Genomic DNA, 20,440 nt, shown 5'->3' on the forward strand with positions numbered 1-20,440 from the left:
ATAAAATCAATGGAGGTACATAGATATGACTATAAAAGATGTGGAGCAACAGTTAGGAGTTCCGAGAGCAACAATTAGATTTTATGAAAGGGAAAAGCTCATAAGTCCTATTAGAGGGAGCAATGGATATCGTGACTATTCAGCTGATGATGTATCGCGTCTAAAAGAAATAATACTTTTGCGAAAGATAGGTCTTGCTGTAAATGATGTAGAAGATATCTTAGATGGAGCACGAAATTTGCCGGAAGTTTTAGCGGAGAATATAAATAAGCTTCAAACACAGATGGAAGAACTTAACGGTGCAATTGTACTAACAAAGAAAATTCAAGATGATTCATTAGATAAAAATCGTATTGATATTGATAAGTACTGGAATATCCTCGAGGATGAAGAACGTAAAGGCGGCAAGTTCATGGATATTGCAAAAGATATAGTAAGGACTGAAAAAAGAGTTGTTTTCAGTTTCATGGGTTGGACTGATAGAGACGGCAATCTTTATAATTCAGCAAGTGATATAGGAAAATTTTGCGGACTGATGTGTTTAATTGGCTGTATCTATTGTTTAATAAGAAATGAATGGTCCGTGAAAAATTTTATCTTTGGAATGTGTGGAATACTAGCTCTGGCAGCAGTTGAAGGTATATTAAGTATTCCACTATATTTTCTTAGCAAGAAGTATAAGTGGGTGAAAGAAAATAGAATTAAAGCATTAATAATATCTATGGTTATAGTTGCTGCAGTTTTTGTAGTTGCAGCGATGATATTGAATTAGAGGCATCAACAAAATGGAAAATTTAGATATCAAAATAGCTATAGTAACTGGTTCAAATACAGGGAATAAGATGGCTTAAAGATGTGACTTGAGGAGAATAGACTTATGAAAGAATATATATGCGCTACGACTAAGGACTTAGATTCAGTATTTGGAATAGTTCAGTCTTCTATCAAGGAGATTTATCCCCAATATTATCCAAAGGAAGTTGTAGATTTTTTTAGTGATTTACATAGCAAAGAAAACATTTTAAAAGATATTGAGGATGAGCTAGTTGGGATTCTTCAGGTAGATGGAAAGTGTGTTGGAACTGGCTGCTATAAGGATAATCATATTACTAGAGTATATATTGAACCGGCCTATCAGAAAAAGGGGTATGGTTCATACATTATGGATTGTTTGGAAAAGAATATTTCATTGAATTATTCGTCAGCAGTTTTGGATGCATCTTTGCCAGCAAGTCACTTATATTCAAGCCGTGGATATGAAACAATTGAACACTGCAAATATCCAGTGGAAAACGACGTAATTCTTGTGTATGAAGTAATGGAAAAGGCACTGTCTAAGAATGAGACAAGGATAGATTACAATGGGAAAAAATTTGTGCCATTAAACAATACTGAAAATGGTGAGGTTGATGGTAATACAGTGTTTATCTATCACCAAAGTGGAACAGATTTTTCTGCTGAATATTCTGGCGGGGAAGTGAAGACTGGTTTTATGGTTGGAAAAGTTGATGCAGCAGGAGAGCTTGATTTCTATTACGAGCATCTGAACTTGGATGACGAGATTCGAGCTGGAAAATGCCATAGTGTTCCAACTATAAAAGATAATGGAAAAATTGAATTACATGAAAAATGGCAATGGCTTAATGGAGATTGTTCCAAAGGAGAATCAGTTGTAGTCGAGCTATAAAAATATAAATAGAAAAGATTGTAGGCAACAAGGAGGAGGCTAAAAATGGATAAAGAATTGGTGGAGTTTTTAATTAGGGCGAAGAAGGCAACATACGCAGGCAAGGGTGCAGAGACAACATCATCTCGTGAGAAATCCCATGATTTGATTTATAGAGATGGCGATTATATGTATTATGACACCTATCTTGGAACAGGAAAATTCGCCGGAGAGGAAGCTCTCTGGATTAAGGATACTCCATATTGGAGTATGAATTATATTGGAAGAGTAACTGGGGATAATTTCAGTGGAGATTTTTTGAAGGAGGCACTGCTTTTAGTTCCTGAGGATAAACCTTTTAGAGGGCCGGAGAAATATATTAACGGTGACTACACTTATGATTGCAAAATCGATGGAGATTATAAGTGGTTTAATGGACGAGAAACTATTTCATATAAAGGCGAAGAGATCTATGAATGTATTTTCCACGGTGGACTTGTGGAATAAAGCAGAGATGGGTGAGGACTATGAGTAGATTAAAAACATTAAGAGAGTATGTGGATAATGAGCTTTTGATGCTGGCAGAAGATAAGAGGGGGAGTGCAACTGCACATCTTTACGGTGTGTCCCTTGCGGCTACAATTCTAGCAAAAAAGCGTGGGATGAATGAAGAATTGGCAGCTATGGCAGCCATGCTTCATGATATGCATGCATACAAAAGTGGTTCTTATGATGACCATGCTCATTTAGGTGCAGATTTAGCAAGAGAGATCTTAGGCAAGCTTAATATAACAACGGGCGAAGAGACGGATTTAATATGCTCTGCGATATATCATCATGATGATAAACTGGTGGTTGACTCACCGATGGATGAGTTGTTAAAAGATGCAGATGTAATTGACCATTGCTTTAAAGATTCATCGAAGCCGGTGAAGGAAAAAGAGCAGCAAAGATACGATAATCTATGCAAAGAACTTGGACTAAACTAGTGAGTTAAAAAAAGCTGCAAAGGAATATAGATATTGTATGAAAAGGGGAGAAAAATGAATAATGATAAGAAAATAAAACTATGGAATGTATTTCGCGATTATATGGAATATTTCCTGCTATATTGCTTTCTAGGATGGGTATATGAATCAGTGTGGTGCTGTATGATATATCACCATAGAGGATTTATTAATAGAGGCTTTCTATTTGGACCATGGTTGCCAATATATGGATTTGGATTTTTTATAATACTTGGAATATTCAAGATTCTTAGAGTAAAGAAGCCACTTTGGGTATTTATAGTAGGCACAGTTGTGGCCACAGTGGCGGAACTTGTGGCAAGCTATATTATTGATGCTACAATAGGCACTCCTATGTGGGATTACACAGGATATTTTATGAATTTTCAGGGGCGAATTGCGTTGGTTCCAGATTTGATGTTTGGACTTATGATATGGGTGGCAATTTGTCTGATTCAGCCAGCAATAATTAAATTGCAAAATAAGTATAGATCCTCTAAAATTCATAATACATTTTTTATCGTATTTACGGTATTGTTTATAATAGATCTTATAAGCAGAATATGGCTTGGAAGCAATATCTAAATATAAATAGAGGTCAAAGATGAAAGTAATAAAGCATATTTTTGATGGGGATTTTGGTTGTGAGGAAAGTACCAAAAATAAGCCGACAGTATCAGTAACACTGGTGGATGAGTTAGGGAATGAATCTTATGTAACAGTGGAAGATCAGTGGCTTGTGGAAAATGGTCTAGATGTGGGCGATAAATGGCCTGAGGATTTAGACTAAATATATACATCATAAAAAGGAGAGGGCTAGAATAATGAAAATTGAACACATTGCAATGTATGTAAATGACTTGGAGGGGGCTAGAGATTTTTTTGTAAAGTATTTAGATGGCAAATCAAATGATGGCTATCATAATAAGAATACTGATTTTAGATCATTTTTTATAAGCTTTGATGATGGGGCAAGACTTGAGATTATGAAAAAGCCTCAGATGGAAGAAGCAGAGAAAACTCTTAATAGAACTGGTTATATTCATATTGCATTTTCGCTGGGAAGTGCTGAGGCAGTAGATAGTCTTACAGCACGTTTCAAGGAAGATGGCTATGAAGTAGTAAGCGGACCGAGAACAACTGGCGATGGCTACTATGAAAGCTGTATTGTAGGCATTGAAGGCAATCAGATAGAAATCACAGTCTAGAGTCTGCGCAGCAGAAGCGTACAAGTATGAGGTGAAGGATGATCAAGCTCAATGGTATTGATGCGGGGCGGCCTTTTGATTGGGGGAAGGCGTCAAAGGATTATGCCAAGTACAGGGATATTTATCCCGAGGAGTTTTATAAGTGCATATTGGATTTGGGATTGTGCAAGGATGGGCAGCGTGTGCTTGATATAGGTACTGGTACAGGAGTTCTGCCTAGGAATATGTATGGATTTGGTGCCAAATGGACAGGTACAGATATTTCTGAAAATCAAATAGAGCAGGCAAAATTGCTTGCAGCAGAGCAGGGTATGGATATTGATTTTTACGCATGCCCTGCAGAAGAGGTGGACTATCCGGCGGGGACATTTGATGTTATTACAGTGTGCCAATGCATATGGTATCTCAATGCCAAAGTGTTTCCTGAAAATTTTGCCAAGATGCTAAAGCCAGGTGGCAAGCTCCTGATTTTATATATGGGATGGCTTCCATATGAGGATGAGATAGCAGGCAAAAGTGAGGAGATAATATTAAAATATAATCCTACATGGACCGGCTGCAAGGATAAGGTGCAACCTGTTTTTGTACCAGAGGAATTGTATTCATATTTTGATCTGGTAAAAAGAGAAGAATTCAGAGTAGATGTGCCATTTACGAGAGAAGGCTGGCATGGGAGAATGCGTGCGTGTCGAGGTGTGGGTGCATCTATGGATGAGAAAAAACTCCCTCTTTGGGATAAGGAGCATATGGAAATGCTTCAAAATAATGCCCCTGAAAGATTCAATGTTAAGCACTATATTTCCTATGCAGAATTACAAGTGAAATAGTAGTTAAAGAGTTATCGCAAATGCGATAGCTCTTTTTTAATGTTAAGTGCTTTGGCACTGAGAAAGAAGTCTGAAAGATTTCCATTATGAATGCGGGAGAGTTACTGTGAATAGTAACTATTTACACTCAAAAAAAGAAAAACAAGAGGGCTTGTTGATATGATTTCTCAAAAGAAAAAAAGTTGTTGACTTGCAACTAATGTTAGATTATCATAACAGCAGTTAGTAAGAGCTAACGAAATACAAATGACGAGAGTAGATTATGAGCGAAGAAGTATTTGAGATAGTTTGTTCCATGGATAGGCGCAAGGTTGAACTTCAGATTGTACTACAGTGTGCACCTACACTAGCGGGACTTAAGACATCGAATCTTCTTATTCTCCCAAAGGACTTAGAAGAGCAGGCTAGAGTGATACTACGTCACACCGGTTTAGTGGGGTATCGGTTAGTGTATGATAGGCACAGAGTTGTGTTCCTTGTATTCAAGAGGGATATGCTTATAAGCTACTTGAAATCAGATGAGGTCAAAAGTTTTCTTGCTTCTTATGATTACGACATTGATTGCTTTGGTGCTTGTCTTAAGACATTCCAAAGGAGATATGAGGATTTCGTAAAAAGCAGAAAGAACTTTCCACACGAGATGGGCGCATTTTTGGGATACCCAATGTGTGATGTAAAGGGCTTCATCGAAAATGAAGGCGATGGGTTCTTAATAGCTGGTTACTGGAAGGTATACGGGGACGCTAATAGGACAAAGCAGCTGTTTGAACTTTTCGACGAAACAAAAGATGATATGGTTTGCATGCTTTCAAAGGGATATACATTAAATCAGATTATTAGTGAACAGTCCCGTGCATCATTAGCAAGCTAAACAAAGACAAAGGAGAAACATGTCATGAGTAAAGTAAATGTAGTTTTTTGGTCACAGTCAGGTAATACAGAGAGCATGGCCAATGCAGTAGGTGCTGGTGTTACAGCAGCTGGTGGAGAGGCAAATGTTGTTTACGTTGGCGATGCTTCAATAGATGAGTTAAAGAATGCAAAGGCATTCGCACTTGGTTGCCCAGCAATGGGAGCTGAGGTTCTTGAAGAAGGTGAGATGGAGCCTTTCGTAACAGATTTGGAAGGTTTTGTTTCAGGTAAAACAATCGGTCTTTTCGGCTCTTATGGTTGGGGAGATGGACAGTGGATGCGCGACTGGGTTGATCGTATGACAGCAGCAGGCGCAACAGTAGTTGGCGGCGAAGGCGTTATCTGCCAGGAAGCTCCAGATGGAGCAGCTGAGGAAGCTTGCAAAGAGCTTGGTAGAGCATTAGCTGCAATTTAATAAAAGCTTATTTCCTTTCCCTGAGTTTCTAACCGGGTTTCTTAGGGAAGTTATTAGACTCCTTTTACAGCCTCCAGGTATGCCAGTGCCTGGAGGAATTTTTTTGCAAAAAAAAAGAGAAGCTATAATAAGCTTCTCAATTAGAAAATCTATTTATCCTTTATCAATTGATTGATTTCGTTTATCTCACCATTGATGCTTAAGGTATCAAGGAATGTGCATATCAAAAGTATGGCCAGTGACATGATTGTCAAAACTGTAACTGAAAGGCTTTCGTACCAGCCGAAAATCATCCCAAAGACAAGTATGAGCCCAATTGAATAAATAAGTTTTATTGTGGTTTCCAAAAGAAAATATGGTATCTCAAATTTGTTAATGATATATACTCCAAAATAGATAAGTGCATTAACGCCTAGCGCTTGGAAAACTGTATCAAGACAGAGGAAAGAAGCCTTGTAGCAAAGGGCCACAAGAGAAAGTACAACCAATGTGACTCCGGTCATGGCAAATATATTAAGGATATTTTTTCGCATTATCGGTTCCTCCTTATAAGCACTTCTCTAATGTCCTTGAGATACTTTCTGCTTACACAGATTCGCTCACCGTTTGTAAGCACAGCCTCAAGCTTTGAGTTGGCTAGATTCTTAACGCTAGAAAGTGTTTCTACATTGAGGATAGTTGATTTGCTAACTCTTACAAACCCAACGTTAGAAAGCATTTCATCTAATTCGATTAGACGAAGATTAGTCTGATAGACATCTGATTTGTCGTATATAAAAGTCTTCTTGTCCACACTTTCTATGTAATAGATATCACCAGCAGAAATAGAGTAGGACTGTCCTTCTTTTTTGCAGAGGATGGTCTTGTCAATTCCGCGGACAAAGTCGCAGACTCTTTTGACATTTTCTGTCAGTTCGCGATACTCAATTGTAACTGCAGGATTCTCGATATCCTGTCTGTTTTTCATTGTAAGTTGCATTTTGTCGGCTCCACATGAAATACCATATGAGTACCAACAGGAAAGAGACAGTCTGTGCAATGGAAACTCTAACTGTCATCAGCTCATCGGCACCGGTATTTGTAACAACATGTAAAATATTAACGATGGTGTTGTTGACAAAATGGTCACTCATAGACATATATAGGCTTCCAGTAATCTTTGTCAACATAGTAAATTTTAAACCAACCAGTGCACTTACCACAAGCATAAAAAGTGAGGTTATAATCATTCCCTTAAGGCTTTGTCTTCCATCAACATAGTTTCTAATAGGCCCGGCAACATGCCAAAATCCAAATAGGATAGCAGAAATAACAGTGGACTTTAAAAATGAATATTTAGTCTCGAGAATTCTAAGAAAAAGACCTCTGAAATTTCCTTCTTCCATAATTACGTTGACTACATTTCCAATGATGCAAATCAAAAAGAAGATTAGTTCAGTTCTATTGCCAATATTTGAATCGATTGCATAGGCACTCACATACAATTCAAATGATTTAAAATTTCCATTATTTAGTGAAAGTAAAAATTCAGCCCCATATGCGATAAAAAATACGCCCAACCCAAAAGCTAAACCGAGTAAAATATATAGTAAATGTTTACCGTTTTTAAATCCGATTTCATTTTTTGAAATCCTTAGCTTGCAGGCTATGATGGCCATGATAATGATGCCCAGCAGCTTGTGAATGATAGCTTCGCCAACCCAGGTTTGGTCTGTTCTTAGAACAAAATATTCAAGAATGTGTAATAGATAGTAAAAAATGTAAATGGTAAATACCATAAATAAGGGGTTTTTAATTGTTTTGTGGTTCATTTTTCTACCTCGTTTCTTTTTTGAATGTCTGTTTTTTCGAAGTTATCATAGGAAAAAGATGTCATCAAGAGCTCTACTACCAAGATGCAAAATAGCTATACCAAGATACAAATTTTCTAGAGCAACCATGGGAGATGCCATACTTTTTCCTGTTAATATTTAAATTTTGTCGGTAGATATGAGAGGGGATTTTTTTTATCCTTAGGATAAAGTGGGAGGTAGTATGCTATGGGAATTTTCAGTCCAGATAGTGAATTGATGGAGTTTTTGGGGAAGGTTACAGATTATATAATCATCAATCTGCTCACTCTATTTTTATCTATACCTATAATCACAATGGGGGCAGCCCATACTGCAAAATTTTATACATCAATGAAAATTGCCAGAGGGGAAGAACCAAGGGCAGTAAAAAGTTATTTCAAGTCATTTAGGGAAAACTTTTCTCAGGTTACAGCAGCCTGGCTGGTATTTCTTGTGCTAGGAGTAATCCTGGTGTTTGATTGGTACAACGTACTTTACGGCAAAGGCCAGAGTATGCCATTTCCATTAAAAGTTATGCTTGGCATTATCAGCTTTGTTGTCTGGGCTAGCTGCTATTGTATGTTTGTATTTGAAGCCAGATTCAAGGTGACTTTAAAGGAACTATTTAAAGCATCTATTTTGATGGCACTTGTGAACCTTCCTAGGATGGTTTTAATTGCTATTTTTGTGTTTTTGCCATATTTAATTTGCGCGTGGTATATACAGTGGGGGCTTGCAATATGGCTTTTTGCAACTACAGTGACCTTGTACTACATAAGCAAAGAATTTAACGGGCAGTTGGAGATGTTATATAAGGACAGCGAACAATGAATCTAATTAGTTCTTTATTTGGAAAAATAATAAACCGCGCCAGCACAAAAAAGCTCTTTATCTTTTACACATTATTTATTATTTTGCCAATGCTTTTAGTGGATGGCATGTTTGTATCCAGTGCATACAGGTATGAGAAGACAGCGCAGGAACACTTGCTAGAGAACCAAGCTAATGCCATTCATTATACCTTTTTTAATCAGGTTGATCAGGCGGCCAAGCTTGGCAATGCCATATACACCAGCATGTATGTGGACAATTTTTTGACTAAGGAATATACATCCAATTTGGACTTTTACAATTCCAGAAAAAGTTTTTTTGACAACACGCTTTTACAGATGGTTGAGAGCCAGTCAGGACTGACATTTACTTTCTATATAGACAATGACACTATTACAAATGGTGCTGAGTTTCAAAAAATAGATCAGGCTTATGACATGGATTGGTATAAGTGGATGAAAAAAACAGACCTAAATAAGGGCCTTGTTTTTGGAAGTCGCATGACACCTGAGGGGAATGATCAGAGAAAAATTTATTATTATCAAAGGCTAAATTACTACGGAAAAGATCCTGATAATTTTGTTGTTATCACGATAGATTACAGCAAGTGCAACAATGATATTGCCAATCTGAATTACGGAAATCCTGCATATATTTGCGACGATAAAAGAATCCTTTTGACAAATGGAAAATATAGTAACGTCAACAAGAAGTACAGTTTAAAGGCGGGTCTTAATCCATCCTATGTGGATCAGGTGGAAGTCTATGGTCAGACTCTCTACATTGAAATTGTAAATAACAACAAGGACATTGTCAGTGTAATGAGGGCGAGATGGTATCAGTTTTTACTTCTTGCTGTTGTAAATATTATTTTGCCATTTTTCGTTGCAGGAATAATATATGCTGCTTATCAGGCCAAGCTGAAAGAGCAGGAAAATGTCATGGCAAAGAAAAATGCAGAGCTACTGGCACTTCATAGCCAGATTAATCCACATTTCTTGTTCAATGCACTAGAAAGCATAAGGATGCATGCACTGATTAAGCAGGAAAATGAAACATCAGAAATGGTGGGGCATTTGGCTAAGCTTCAGCGACAGTACACCGAGTGGAGCGAGGACAGTATCACAATCGAAAAAGAGATAGAGTTTGTCGATTCGTATTTACGGTTACAGAAATATCGATTTGGAGACAGGCTTTCATTTGAAATAGATGTTGCTGATGAATGCAAAAACTTATTTATACCAAAGCTGTCATTGGTTACATTTGTGGAGAATGCATGTGTTCATGGAATTGAAAGCAAGATAGCACCTGGGTGGATATTTGTCAGAAGTTATATTGACAGAGATACACTGATCATGGAGGTTGAGGATACAGGAAATGGTATCGATGAGAGCATTAGATTGGACCTTTTAAATAAGATGCGCTCATCTAGTATTAGCACACTGAAAGATTCAGGCAGAGTGGGGATTGCAAATGCCTGTCTTAGATTGAAAATGATTTCAGATGATGAGGTGTTATTTGATTTAGATTCGGAGGTAGGTACTGGAACGCTAGTACAGATTTGTATTCCAGTTAAGTATGTAAAGTCAAGGGGGAATAGGGTTGTTAAAAGCATTGTTGGTAGATGACGAACCGTTTATTTTACAGGGGTTACAGCTTCTTATTGATTGGGACAAGGCAGGATTTGAAGTTCATACTGCCTCAAATGGTGAGGAAGCATACGAGTATTTACAGTCAAATTCTGTAGATTTAATAATTGCAGATATTAAAATGCCTGTAATGACAGGACTTGAGTTGTTGAAAAAAATCCGGGAGGAATTAAACCTGGATACCTACTTTATTATCTTAAGTGGGTATGCAGAGTTTGAGTATGCCAGACAGGCGCTTCATTACCATTGTACGGACTATATTTTAAAGCCTGTTGAAAAGGACCAACTGAAATCCCTGTTAAAGAAAATTACAGATTTGGCGCAACAAAAAACATCCAAGGAGAAAAATGGTATCAAGCGGGAAAAGGCATTGATGGAGCGCACATTGATGCATTTGCTCAGCGGAAAATATGACGTAAATGACCTAGAGTACATAGAAGATAAAGTTCCTGTGGATGATGAAAAATGCTATGTGGAAATACAGTTAAATGATAGTGGCTGTCTAGAGGAGTGCTCTGACGAGGATAAGAGAACGCGACTTGATAAGATATATCAGGCAGTGATTGATTATCTGAAGCAGGATGCCATGTATTGCATTCGAGATGTCTCTGATAATAGCCAGATATATGATATAGGCTTTGTATATAGTAGCTTTATGGCACAAAAGATTAAGTCGACCAGGGAGGACTACCTGAGGGGCTTTTATAACTATATTGTTTCTAACACCAATTTATCTATCACCATGCTGGTGGGAAAGATGGTGTCTGGAATCAGAAATGTTTCAAAATCCTATGGCACAGCAAATATGCTTCGTTCTCTTCAGGGATTTAGAGCTAAAAAAGATATTTATTTTTATGAAGAAGAATATAAGGTGAATGAAGCTGGACTTGTAATATGTAAAAAGCAGCTTGATATGTTAATAAATGCAATTGAAACAGGAGAGCATGTTAATATTCGTAAATGCGTAGATGATTTTTACGAAGAAATGCAAAAGATGGGAGTGACAGGCTCTACAATCGATTTGAATGTTAACTATCTGCTGTTCCAACTTATTCATCTGGCAAGCGAGCTAGATAGTGAGGTCAATCAGGAGGAGATTCTTCGAATTATATCGGAGAGTACCTCTGAAGAAGACATTAGTCGAAGCAGTAAGACTCATCTTTGCAGGATGGCATATGCCTATAGTGAGTACCTGTGTCAGCTTCGTAAAAACGTATCATGTAGTGTCTTAGTAAAAATAGAAGATGAGATAAAAAAGAATTATTCGTCCAACTTAACACTTAAGGATTTGAGTGAAAAATATTATGTTAATTCCGCTTATCTAGGTCAGTTATTTAGAAAAAAATGCGGCTGTTCTTTTAAAGACTATTTAAACCGAACCCGAATTGAGGCGGCTGCAAAATTGCTTAGAAAAACTGATATGAAGGTATATGAGATAGCAGAATCAGTAGGTTACAAGGATGCAGATTACTTTGTAAATAAATTTATTGAGGCAAAGGGCTGTACACCTACAAAATACAAGAAAAATATTGGATAAATATAAAAAAATTCGGGGAGAAAATATAAAATTTCTCCCCTTTTTTTCTATAGTTTATCGGATGTTTTGTTTGAAGATTAAAAATACAATATTGACATAGGTTAGGGAGAGGGCTCCCGATTATAACAGGAGGGTTTTGTATGAAGAAAAAATTAGTTAGTGCTTTATTAATCACTGGCATGCTTTCATCTATGTTTGCCGGATGTGGCAAATCAGCAGGTGGCGGCGGTGCAGTCAATGCAGACGGTATTAAGGAGTTTACCGCCTTTTTTGCTGTTCCAGGAAACGAGATTAATAATGACAATGAGATCCAAGGTCTCATTGCAGAAAAGACAGGCTGCAAGGTAAAAGAGTCATGGCTTACAGGTCAGTCTGCTGAGGAAGCAGTTGGTACATTTATTGCCGGTGGCGAGTATCCAGACTTTATCGATGGTGGAAATAGTTCAGTTCAGCTTTATGAAGCTGGTGCGCTTATTCCAATTGATGAGTACTATGATGATTACCCAAATATCAGAAATTACTTTACTGATCAGGAATGGGATATGCTCCGTCAGAGCGATGGACATATTTACTGGATTCCACAGTTCTCTAAGATTAATGGAGAGGAAAGAGTTTGTCAGCACAATGACGAGGCTTTCTGGATTCAGACAAGAGTATTAGAGTGGGCAGGATATCCAGAAGTTCATACAATGGATCAGTATTTTGATTTGATTGAATCTTACAATGAGGCAAATCCAACAATGGAGGATGGCACAGCAAATATCCCTTACACAATCCTTTGTGATGACTGGAGATATTTCTGCTTAGAGAATGCTCCACAGTTCCTTGATGGATATCCAAATGATGGTTCAGTAATCGTTGATCCTGAAACACTTACAGTAATTGACTACAATACAACTCCAACAGCTAAGAAGTATTTTGAGAAGCTTAATGAGGAGTATAAGAAGGGCATCGTAGATCAGGAGTCATTTACTCAGACATATGATGAGTATATTGCTAAGCTTTCTACTGGTCGTGTACTTGGTATGATTGATCAGTGGTGGGATTTCTACAATACAGCAGGAGATGCTATCAAGTCAGCAGGTCTTGATAAGCAGGGATGCGAGTATGTTCCACTTCCAATCACTATCGAAGAGGGTATGACAAATCAGTGGCACAACTCAGGCGGAGCATTCAATGCTTCTTCAGGTCTTGCAATTACAACAAGCTGTCCTGACGTTGAGGGTGCTTTACAGTTTGTAAATGATTTGCTTGCTCAGGATGTTCATGATCTTAGATTCTGGGGTGTTGAAGGCGTTGATTATGAAGTAGGCGATGATGGCTTATATTATAGAACACCTGAGATGAGAACAAATTGTGCAGATTCTTCTTACAAGGCTGCTCACCTTTGCTTCTATTCATACTTCCCACAGTTTAATGGTACAAGCCAGGATGGAAAGAATGCGATGAAGCCTGAGAATCAGGAAAATGGATTCTATGATGGACTTTCAGATAATTTAAAGAAGTGCTTCGATGCATATGGTGTTAAGACTTATGTTGAGATGCTTGGTACATCTCCAGCACCAGGTCCTTGGTACCCAATGTATTCATATTCTCAGACTCTTACAATATCAACACCAGGTGGTGTTGCTTGGAACAAGATCGGTGAGGTTAAGCATGAGTATCTTCCAAAGGTAGTTATGGCTGAGAATTTCGAGGCAGGTTGGGAAGATTACATGAAAGTATATAATGAGTGCAAGCCTGAGGACTTCCTCTCTGAAATGCAGACAGAGCTTGAGCGAAGAGTAGAAATGGCAGCTAAATATCAATAAAAGGTGTAATAGGTTAAAAAACCCATGGCGGGCATAATCCTTTTGTGCCCGCCATTATTATACCTATTTATAGCCTAAAACAAGGATTTTTAGCTATAAAAGATGGGAGTTTAAATCATGAAAACCAAAAAATTAAGTAAAATTGAATTCAAGCATCAAAGAGTTCTAATCGTATGGGCTGCCATTATTTGTTTATACGGATTTATTTTCTATTATGTGCCACTTGTAGGGTGGTTAATGGCGTTTCAGAATTATAAGCCAGTGCTTGGAGTTTTTAAATCAGAGTTTATTGGACTAGATAAATTTAAATTTTTATTTGAAGATGAGAGTTTTATTCGTGTAATTAGAAACACTTTCGCAATGGGTATTATCAACTTGGTTTGTACCTTTGTTATGGCAATCCTATTTGCGATTCTTTTAAATGAAATAAAAACAAAAGGCAGCAAAAAGGTAGTTCAGACAATATCTTATTTGCCTCATTTCTTATCATGGATTATTGTTACTGGTATTTTACATGATGCACTTTCTGGTTCTGGAATAATAAATGAATTGTTAATGAATTTTCATATTATAAGCAAACCTATTGATTTTTTTGCACATGAAGGATATTTCTGGCCTATAGTTGCCTTCGCAAATGTTTGGAAGGAAACTGGCTGGAATGCAATTATATATTTAGCAGCGATTACTTCTATTGATCCATCACTTTATGAAGCTGCTGCTATAGATGGAGCTGGAAGATGGGCAAAAATTAAGCATGTTACACTTCCAGGAATCAAGCCTACTATTATGATTCTACTTCTTATGAATGTAGGAAATATCTTAAATGCAGGTTTTGAAATTCAGTACTTGCTGGGTAATGGACTTGTTCAAAAGGTATCACAGACAATTGATATCTATGTACTTAAATGGGGTATTAGTCAGGCTGACTATTCTCTAGGTACAGCAGCTGGTATCTTCAAGAGTGTGGTAAGTATTGGTTTGATTTTGGTATTTAATAATATCGCTAAAAGACATGGCGAAGAAAGATTATTCTAAGGAGGCAAAGGAATGGAACAGAAGAGAAGACGTAAAAAAATTTCCGGCGCTGATTTAGCATTTAGAATTTGCAATGGCATTTTTATGATAGCCTTTGTAATAGTTACTTTATATCCGGTTTTAAATACACTTGCTATTTCTTTTAACGAAGGAACAGACGCCCTTAGAGGCGGAATATATCTATGGCCTAGAGTTTTTACTCTGAAAAATTATACTACTGTTTTGCAGAAGGATAATTTGATTACAGGTGCTTATATTACAGTTTTAAGAACAATAATTGGAACATTACTTGCGCTTGTTACTAATGCAATTTTGGCATTTATCGTAAGTAGAAAGAATTTTATTTTCGCAAAATCAGTATCACTATTTTGGGTTATAACAATGTATGTTAATGGTGGATTAATTCCGACCTTTCTCCTCTATAAATCTTTAGGACTTACAAACAGTTTTGCTGTATATGTAATTCCAGGAATGATATCTGCTTTTAACATGTTAGTAATAAGGACCTACATGAGGGGCATACCTGATAGCTTGGAAGAGTCTGCCCAGTTGGATGGAGCAGGTTACACAACAATCTTCCTAAAAATAATATCACCGCTTTGCAAGCCTGTTTATGCAACAGTGGCACTCTTCGTAGCTGTCTTTCAGTGGAACTCTTGGTTTGATGCAATGCTTTACAACAGAATGTCAACACAGTATACAACATTGCAGTACGAATTGATGAAGCTTCTTTCATCAGTTTCAAATCAAAGCTCTTCAGCTGAGGCCATGAAAAATTCGGAAGGTTCTATTACACCTACATCTATTAGAGCAGCAGCGACAATTGTTACTATGCTCCCTATAGTTTGTATTTATCCATTTTTACAGAAATACTTTGTAACAGGACTCACCCTTGGTGGTGTTAAGGAGTAATATTTTATGAGAAATTATAGAAATGTCTTTTTGGAAATCGGTAAGAATCAGCAAGAGATAGAAAAACGTCTATACGATATTTTTGAAGAAATATTTTATGGACCAGACAAGTTTTACGAGACAACAGCAGATGGAAAAATGGGCTATCTGGTGGACACAGGAAATGTGGACACGAGAACCGAGGGCATTTCTTACGGAATGATGATGTCTGTACAGCTTGATAAGAAAAAAGAATTTGACCAGCTTTGGAACTGGGCCATGACAAATATGTACATGGACTATGGTGAAAATAAAGGATATTTTGCCTGGTCAGTAGATCCAAGCGGTAGGAAGAATGCAGATGGTCCAGCTCCAGATGGCGAAGAATTTTTTGCAATGGCACTTATTTTTGCCAGCCATAGATGGGGTGATGGTCAGGGCATTTACAACTACAGCCATATGGCAAAGGAGTTGTTAAAAGTCTGCATACATCATGAAGAGCTGTATGGCGGTCATAATATGTGGACGGATGATGGCCTTATTAAATTTGTCCCAGGACTTGATTTTACTGATGCATCATATCATCTTCCACATTTTTACACTTTGTTTGCAGACAACTGCTACGAGGAAGATAGAAGTTTTTGGCTTAAGGCAGCAGAGGCTAGCAGACAGTATCTGAAAAAGTCATGTCATCCAAAGACAGGATTATCGCCAGAATACGGAAACTATGATGGTACTCCTCACGTAGTTGAGCCAGGTACATTTGGCGGTCGACATGACTGGTTCTACAGTGATGCATACAGGACAATTGCAAATATCGGATTAAACTATGAATGGTTTGATAAGGATACAGAATTTGGAAAATGGTCGAAAGAGACTGCCAACAATCTACAGAGATTTTTCTATTCACTTCCAGAAAAAGATTCTAGAGGAATCTATGAAGTAGACGGAACTATTGTAGAGGGAAAAGCACTACATCCAGTTGGACTTACAGCCACAATAGCCCAGGCTTCACTGGCATCAGACAACGAATATTCACTTAAGGCGGTGGAGGATTTTTACAACACACCACTTAGAACAGGTGATAGACGCTACTATGACAATTGCCTGTACCTATTTGCATTTATGGCTTTAAGCGGAAACTATAAGATTTGGTAATAAATATTTTTTAATATTTATCCATAACAAAGAAAAACCACTATCTTACATGGGGGTAGATAGTGGTTTTTCGTCGTTATATGTTATGGTAGGAACTTTCCTGATGCAAGGTACAAGTCGTACCATTCCTTGTGAGTCAAATCTACTTTTGCCGCATCACAGAATTCCTTAAGGTGAGCTGGATTCATAGTGCCGGCAATGGCTTGCATTTTAGCTGGATGTCTTAAAATCCATGCGATAGCAATGGCAGTTTTAGACACACCATATTTAGCGCCGATTTCTGCAAGCACATCATTGAGCTCCTGGTAGTCAGGATGGTCAATGAAACAACCCTGGAACATGCCAATCTGAAGAGGAGACCAGGCCTGGATTGTTATGTCATTAAGGCGGCAATAATCAAGTATTCCATTGTCTCTATTTGTCGAGCGGTCTGTAGTAAGGTTGTTTAAATAAAGGGCAGCATCGATAAGCTGTGACTGGTCAAGTGAGAACTGAAGCTGATTAAATACCAGTGGCTGCTTAACATACTTCTTTAATAACTCTAACTGACCAGGTGTTACGTTGCTTACACCAAAATGCCTTACCTTGCCTGAGGTGTAGAGCTTGTCAAAAGCCTCGGCAACTTCTTCTGGATCAAATAGCAAATCCGGACGATGTAAAAGAAGTGCATCCAGATAATCCATTTTTAATCGAGAAAGGATTTCGTCTGTGCTCTTTAAAATGTCTTCCTTTGTCCAGTTAAATTCTTTTGTATCAAAGTGTAGGCCGCACTTGCTTTGGATGATAACATCCTCTCGCTTTAAGCCTGTAAGAGGAAAAGCATCACCGAATCTTTTCTCAGCCTCACCATCACCGTAGCAGGTAGCATGATCAAAGAAATTGATGCCATTTTCGGCAGCAGTAGAAATGATTTTTGCTGCCTCATCCACATTGAGTGCAGGCATTCTCATACAGCCTAGGATGATTCTCGATGCATTCTTTGGGCCGTTAACTACATCCAACATTTTCATATATATTGCCTCCTTAAATATTTTCAAACATTTATTTAATTATACAAATACCAAGGAATCAAATTCTTCTTAATATTTGATTTATCATATATCAAAATTTGATAAAATTAGAGTCAATTTTTAATGAGAAATAAGGGTAGATACTAAATATACTCTTTTTATGATTAACTTTTTTGGGGAAAGGGGATACTAATGAATAATTTTCAATTTTACTCACCAACATGTTTTGTTTTTGGTAAGGACACAGAGAGCCAAGCTGGCGAATTAGTAAAGCGTTTTGGAGGAACTAAGGTACTTATCCACTTTGGTGGAGGAAGTGTGGTTCGCTCAGGTCTATTAGATAGAGTTAAAAAGTCTCTTGATTCAGAGGGCGTCGCTTATGTTGAATTAGGAGGCGTTAAGCCTAATCCAAGAAGCGGACTTGTATATGAGGGCATTGACCTATGTAAAAAGGAGAATGTTGATTTCATTCTTGCGGTAGGTGGTGGAAGCGTTATTGATTCATCTAAGGCTATTGCAGCTGGTACTGTATACGATGGAGATTTCTGGGACTTTTACCAGGGCAAGAGAATCGAAAAGGCTCTTAGCGTAGGAACAGTTCTTACTATCGCAGCGGCTGGTAGTGAGGGCAGCCCTGATTCAGTAATCACAAAGGAAGAGGGTATGTTTAAAAGAGGTGCCAGCGGAGATGCTATTCGTCCAAAGTTTAGTATTTTAAATCCTGCACTTACTCAGACATTACCACCATATCAGAGTGCGGCAGGAATTACTGATATTATGGCTCACCTTTATGAGCGTTACCTTACAAATACAAAAGAGGTAGAGGTTACAGATAGACTAATCGAGGCTCTGCTTCTTACAATGGTTCATGAGGGGCCTCGAGTTATTGCAGATCCTAACAACTATGAGGCTAGAGCTAATATTATGTGGGCTGGCACACTTGCTCACAACAATATGTGTGGCGTAGGCCGTAGCCAGGATTGGCTTAGTCATTCAATCGAGCATGAGCTTTCAGCTCTTTATGACTGTGCTCACGGTGCAGGACTTGCAGTTACAATGCCAGCAGTATTTAAATATGAGATGTCTCACAATGTAATGAGATTTGCTCAGGTTGCTGTTAGAGTATGGGGCTGCCAGATGGATTTCGAGCACCCAGAGGTTACAGCTCTTGCTGGAATTAATGCACTCCAGAAGTTCCTTATCTCAATTGGAATGCCATCTAATTTTGCAGAGCTTGGAGCAAAGGAAGAAGATATTCCAAAGCTTGTAAATGTCCTTTGTAGAGGCGATGGAAGAGATGGTACAATCGAAGGCTTCATAAAGCTTAATGAAGAGGATTGCACAAAGATTTATAAGATGATGGTTTAAAAATAAAACGGTTAATAATATAAGGCAGGTGCGTTTAGCACCTGCCTTTTACGTTGTTTATCACAAAAATAACGTTGTTCATCACATTTATATATTGTATAGATGATGCACATGTTATAGTAAATGAGTAAGATATTGAAAGAGAGGTTAAAGAGCTAGATATCAAATGCATTGATATATATATGGAGTAATTTTAGTCGCGAATGAGATTATTTAAAAAGGTTAAAAAAGGAGAAAAAATGGAAAAAATTTATTCAACATTATTAACGATGCCATCTAATTATGTGGCTATGGACGAGAATACTATGGAATATGTAGAAGGAGGTAAAGGCATCAATCTTGCAAATTCGGTATCATATTTAAGTAGAAGCGCTTGTTTAACAAAGGCAAAGAGCCTTAAGGCGCAGGGATATTGTATAAATATGTCCCAGACAGATGTTGCAAAGGAAATTCATGCTCATGCAGTTATATTGTATCTGGGTGTTCCGGCAGCTCTTGCAGCGGTTGTGGCAGGAGCAGGAGCTGCTGCAAAGGGAATTTTGGATATTGCTAATCATGGAGCAGACGGAATTGATTTAGATGACAACTTAGATTCAGGACGAGTGGAAGCATATAATATTGTTTGGTATTTAGGAGTAGCATAATAATTTATGAAGAAGGGGAGGGTTACTATGGGTAAAGAAAAAAATTTTTTTTCAAATAAATCACTACCCGCTAAAGTTGGAATAATTATAGTGGGTATCATATCCTTATTTATACTCTTTCAAATAGTCGGTTATTTCATTGCAATGTTTATTTTGATTGGTGATGCAATGTTCTCAAGAAAACACACATATACCGATGTTGAAAACTATACAAACTATATTGGTGTAAATTGTGAAGATGAATATTCTAATAAAAGGGGAATGGATGAAAGTATATTTCCAGAACAAATTACAGATTCAATGAATGTAGATGAGTTTAGTTTTACATATTACAATCCTAGGGACGCACAATATGTTGGGTATCTTACTGTAACTTATTCGCAAGAAGAATATGAAACAGAATTGGAGCGACTATATCAAAAAGAACATGATCAATATAAAGGCCTGTTTAATGTGTCAGGAGAACCAGAGGATTATTCAATTCTTGCAATCGACGCAGATAAAGATTTTGGATTAGTATATGCTATTAAACCGGATTCAGAAGGAACTTCTATTACATATGTAGAAGTTATAGTACCGGGAAATTTGGGAATGATACTTGGTAAATATTTGCCTGAAAAATATCAGTTGAAAGATATG

The 20,440-nt window shown here is 37.5% G+C and carries 24 protein-coding genes; 20 read left to right on the forward strand and 4 right to left on the reverse strand.

Translation table 11 applies throughout. The features are described from left to right. The first annotated feature begins 25 nt into the window (after positions 1–25). From BLP50_RS11455 to BLP50_RS11500, 10 genes are all read left to right on the forward strand, one after another. On the forward strand, positions 26–772 hold the full coding sequence (locus BLP50_RS11455) for a MerR family transcriptional regulator (protein WP_090154856.1): 747 nt from the start codon (positions 26–28) through the stop codon (positions 770–772). A 105-nt stretch (positions 773–877) separates the two neighbouring features. Next, positions 878–1,687: a GNAT family N-acetyltransferase gene (locus tag BLP50_RS11460; RefSeq protein WP_090154858.1), complete on the forward strand. Its 810-nt coding sequence runs from the start codon at positions 878–880 to the stop codon at positions 1,685–1,687. A 45-nt stretch (positions 1,688–1,732) separates the two neighbouring features. Then, positions 1,733–2,173, forward strand: a complete 441-nt coding sequence (locus BLP50_RS11465) for a DUF5680 domain-containing protein (protein ID WP_090154860.1) — start codon at positions 1,733–1,735, stop codon at positions 2,171–2,173. A gap of 20 nt (positions 2,174–2,193) precedes the next feature. Then, the gene (locus BLP50_RS11470; protein WP_090154910.1) at positions 2,194–2,655 is read left to right on the forward strand and encodes an HD domain-containing protein; all 462 of its coding nucleotides are present in this window, start codon (positions 2,194–2,196) and stop codon (positions 2,653–2,655) included. Positions 2,656–2,709: 54 nt separating this feature from the next. Continuing rightward, positions 2,710–3,258, forward strand: coding sequence for a putative ABC transporter permease (locus BLP50_RS11475; protein ID WP_090154862.1), 549 nt, complete (start codon positions 2,710–2,712; stop codon positions 3,256–3,258). A 19-nt stretch (positions 3,259–3,277) separates the two neighbouring features. Further along, positions 3,278–3,463 carry a hypothetical protein gene (locus BLP50_RS11480; RefSeq protein WP_090154864.1) on the forward strand — a complete coding sequence of 62 codons (186 nt, stop codon included), beginning with the start codon at positions 3,278–3,280 and terminating at the stop codon, positions 3,461–3,463. A 34-nt stretch (positions 3,464–3,497) separates the two neighbouring features. Next, entirely contained in the window at positions 3,498–3,881 is a 384-nt protein-coding gene (locus tag BLP50_RS11485) for a VOC family protein (protein ID WP_090154866.1), read from the forward strand. Between the two features lie 38 nt (positions 3,882–3,919). Next, positions 3,920–4,708 (forward strand): class I SAM-dependent methyltransferase, encoded by a 789-nt coding sequence (locus BLP50_RS11490; protein WP_090154867.1) that lies wholly within the window; start codon positions 3,920–3,922, stop codon positions 4,706–4,708. Between the two features lie 262 nt (positions 4,709–4,970). Next, positions 4,971–5,579 carry a DUF3793 family protein gene (locus tag BLP50_RS11495; RefSeq protein WP_090154870.1) on the forward strand — a complete coding sequence of 203 codons (609 nt, stop codon included), beginning with the start codon at positions 4,971–4,973 and terminating at the stop codon, positions 5,577–5,579. A gap of 24 nt (positions 5,580–5,603) precedes the next feature. Further along, positions 5,604–6,035 (forward strand): flavodoxin, encoded by a 432-nt coding sequence (locus BLP50_RS11500; RefSeq protein WP_090154872.1) that lies wholly within the window; start codon positions 5,604–5,606, stop codon positions 6,033–6,035. 149 nt (positions 6,036–6,184) lie between these two features. On the opposite strand, the gene BLP50_RS11505 is transcribed toward BLP50_RS11500, so the two are convergent. From BLP50_RS11505 to BLP50_RS11515, 3 genes are read right to left on the reverse strand one after another with little or no spacing between them, the layout of a single operon-like run. Further along, the gene (locus BLP50_RS11505) at positions 6,185–6,568 is read right to left on the reverse strand and encodes a hypothetical protein (RefSeq protein WP_090154874.1); all 384 of its coding nucleotides are present in this window, start codon (positions 6,566–6,568) and stop codon (positions 6,185–6,187) included. Further along, entirely contained in the window at positions 6,568–7,002 is a 435-nt protein-coding gene (locus BLP50_RS11510; protein WP_176753769.1) for a LytTR family DNA-binding domain-containing protein, read from the reverse strand. Before BLP50_RS11510 ends, BLP50_RS11505 begins: the two co-directional genes overlap by 1 nt. Then, the gene (locus BLP50_RS11515) at positions 6,959–7,846 is read right to left on the reverse strand and encodes a CPBP family intramembrane glutamic endopeptidase (RefSeq protein ID WP_090154879.1); all 888 of its coding nucleotides are present in this window, start codon (positions 7,844–7,846) and stop codon (positions 6,959–6,961) included. The genes BLP50_RS11510 and BLP50_RS11515 overlap by 44 nt, the downstream gene beginning before the upstream one ends. A 228-nt stretch (positions 7,847–8,074) precedes the next feature. Between BLP50_RS11515 and BLP50_RS11520 the strand changes: the two genes are divergently transcribed. The 7 genes from BLP50_RS11520 (at position 8,075) to BLP50_RS11550 (ending at position 16,779) form a co-directional block, all read left to right on the forward strand. Then, the gene (locus tag BLP50_RS11520; RefSeq protein ID WP_090154881.1) at positions 8,075–8,698 is read left to right on the forward strand and encodes a DUF624 domain-containing protein; all 624 of its coding nucleotides are present in this window, start codon (positions 8,075–8,077) and stop codon (positions 8,696–8,698) included. Then, entirely contained in the window at positions 8,695–10,326 is a 1,632-nt protein-coding gene (locus tag BLP50_RS11525; RefSeq protein WP_090154884.1) for a sensor histidine kinase, read from the forward strand. Before BLP50_RS11520 ends, BLP50_RS11525 begins: the two co-directional genes overlap by 4 nt. Next, complete coding sequence (locus BLP50_RS11530) at positions 10,301–11,884, forward strand: response regulator (protein WP_090154886.1); 1,584 nt, start codon at positions 10,301–10,303, stop codon at positions 11,882–11,884. Before BLP50_RS11525 ends, BLP50_RS11530 begins: the two co-directional genes overlap by 26 nt. Positions 11,885–12,024: 140 nt before the next feature. Then, complete coding sequence (locus tag BLP50_RS11535; RefSeq protein WP_090154888.1) at positions 12,025–13,695, forward strand: extracellular solute-binding protein; 1,671 nt, start codon at positions 12,025–12,027, stop codon at positions 13,693–13,695. Positions 13,696–13,812: 117 nt separating this feature from the next. Further along, entirely contained in the window at positions 13,813–14,730 is a 918-nt protein-coding gene (locus BLP50_RS11540) for an ABC transporter permease (protein WP_090154890.1), read from the forward strand. Positions 14,731–14,742: 12 nt separating this feature from the next. Next, a complete protein-coding gene (locus BLP50_RS11545) occupies positions 14,743–15,642 on the forward strand; it encodes a carbohydrate ABC transporter permease (protein ID WP_090154892.1) in 900 nt (299 codons plus the stop codon). 6 nt (positions 15,643–15,648) lie between these two features. Further along, positions 15,649–16,779, forward strand: a complete 1,131-nt coding sequence (locus tag BLP50_RS11550; RefSeq protein WP_090154894.1) for a family 8 glycosyl hydrolase — start codon at positions 15,649–15,651, stop codon at positions 16,777–16,779. 83 nt (positions 16,780–16,862) lie between these two features. Here the strand turns inward: BLP50_RS11550 and BLP50_RS11555 are convergent, their stop codons facing one another. Then, positions 16,863–17,789, reverse strand: a complete 927-nt coding sequence (locus BLP50_RS11555) for an aldo/keto reductase (protein ID WP_090154896.1) — start codon at positions 17,787–17,789, stop codon at positions 16,863–16,865. A 192-nt stretch (positions 17,790–17,981) separates the two neighbouring features. On the opposite strand from BLP50_RS11555, the gene BLP50_RS11560 reads away from it, so the two are divergent. From BLP50_RS11560 to BLP50_RS11570, 3 genes are all read left to right on the forward strand, one after another. After that, entirely contained in the window at positions 17,982–19,157 is a 1,176-nt protein-coding gene (locus BLP50_RS11560) for an iron-containing alcohol dehydrogenase (RefSeq protein WP_090154898.1), read from the forward strand. A gap of 239 nt (positions 19,158–19,396) precedes the next feature. Next, entirely contained in the window at positions 19,397–19,801 is a 405-nt protein-coding gene (locus BLP50_RS11565) for a hypothetical protein (RefSeq protein WP_090154900.1), read from the forward strand. A gap of 27 nt (positions 19,802–19,828) precedes the next feature. Continuing rightward, a partial coding sequence (locus BLP50_RS11570; protein ID WP_090154902.1) for a hypothetical protein occupies positions 19,829–20,440 on the forward strand: 612 nt, incomplete at its 3' end.

Origin of the sequence: Pseudobutyrivibrio sp. AR14, from assembly GCF_900101325.1 — a bacterium.
In the GTDB taxonomy this organism is placed as follows: Bacteria; Bacillota; Clostridia; order Lachnospirales; family Lachnospiraceae; genus Pseudobutyrivibrio.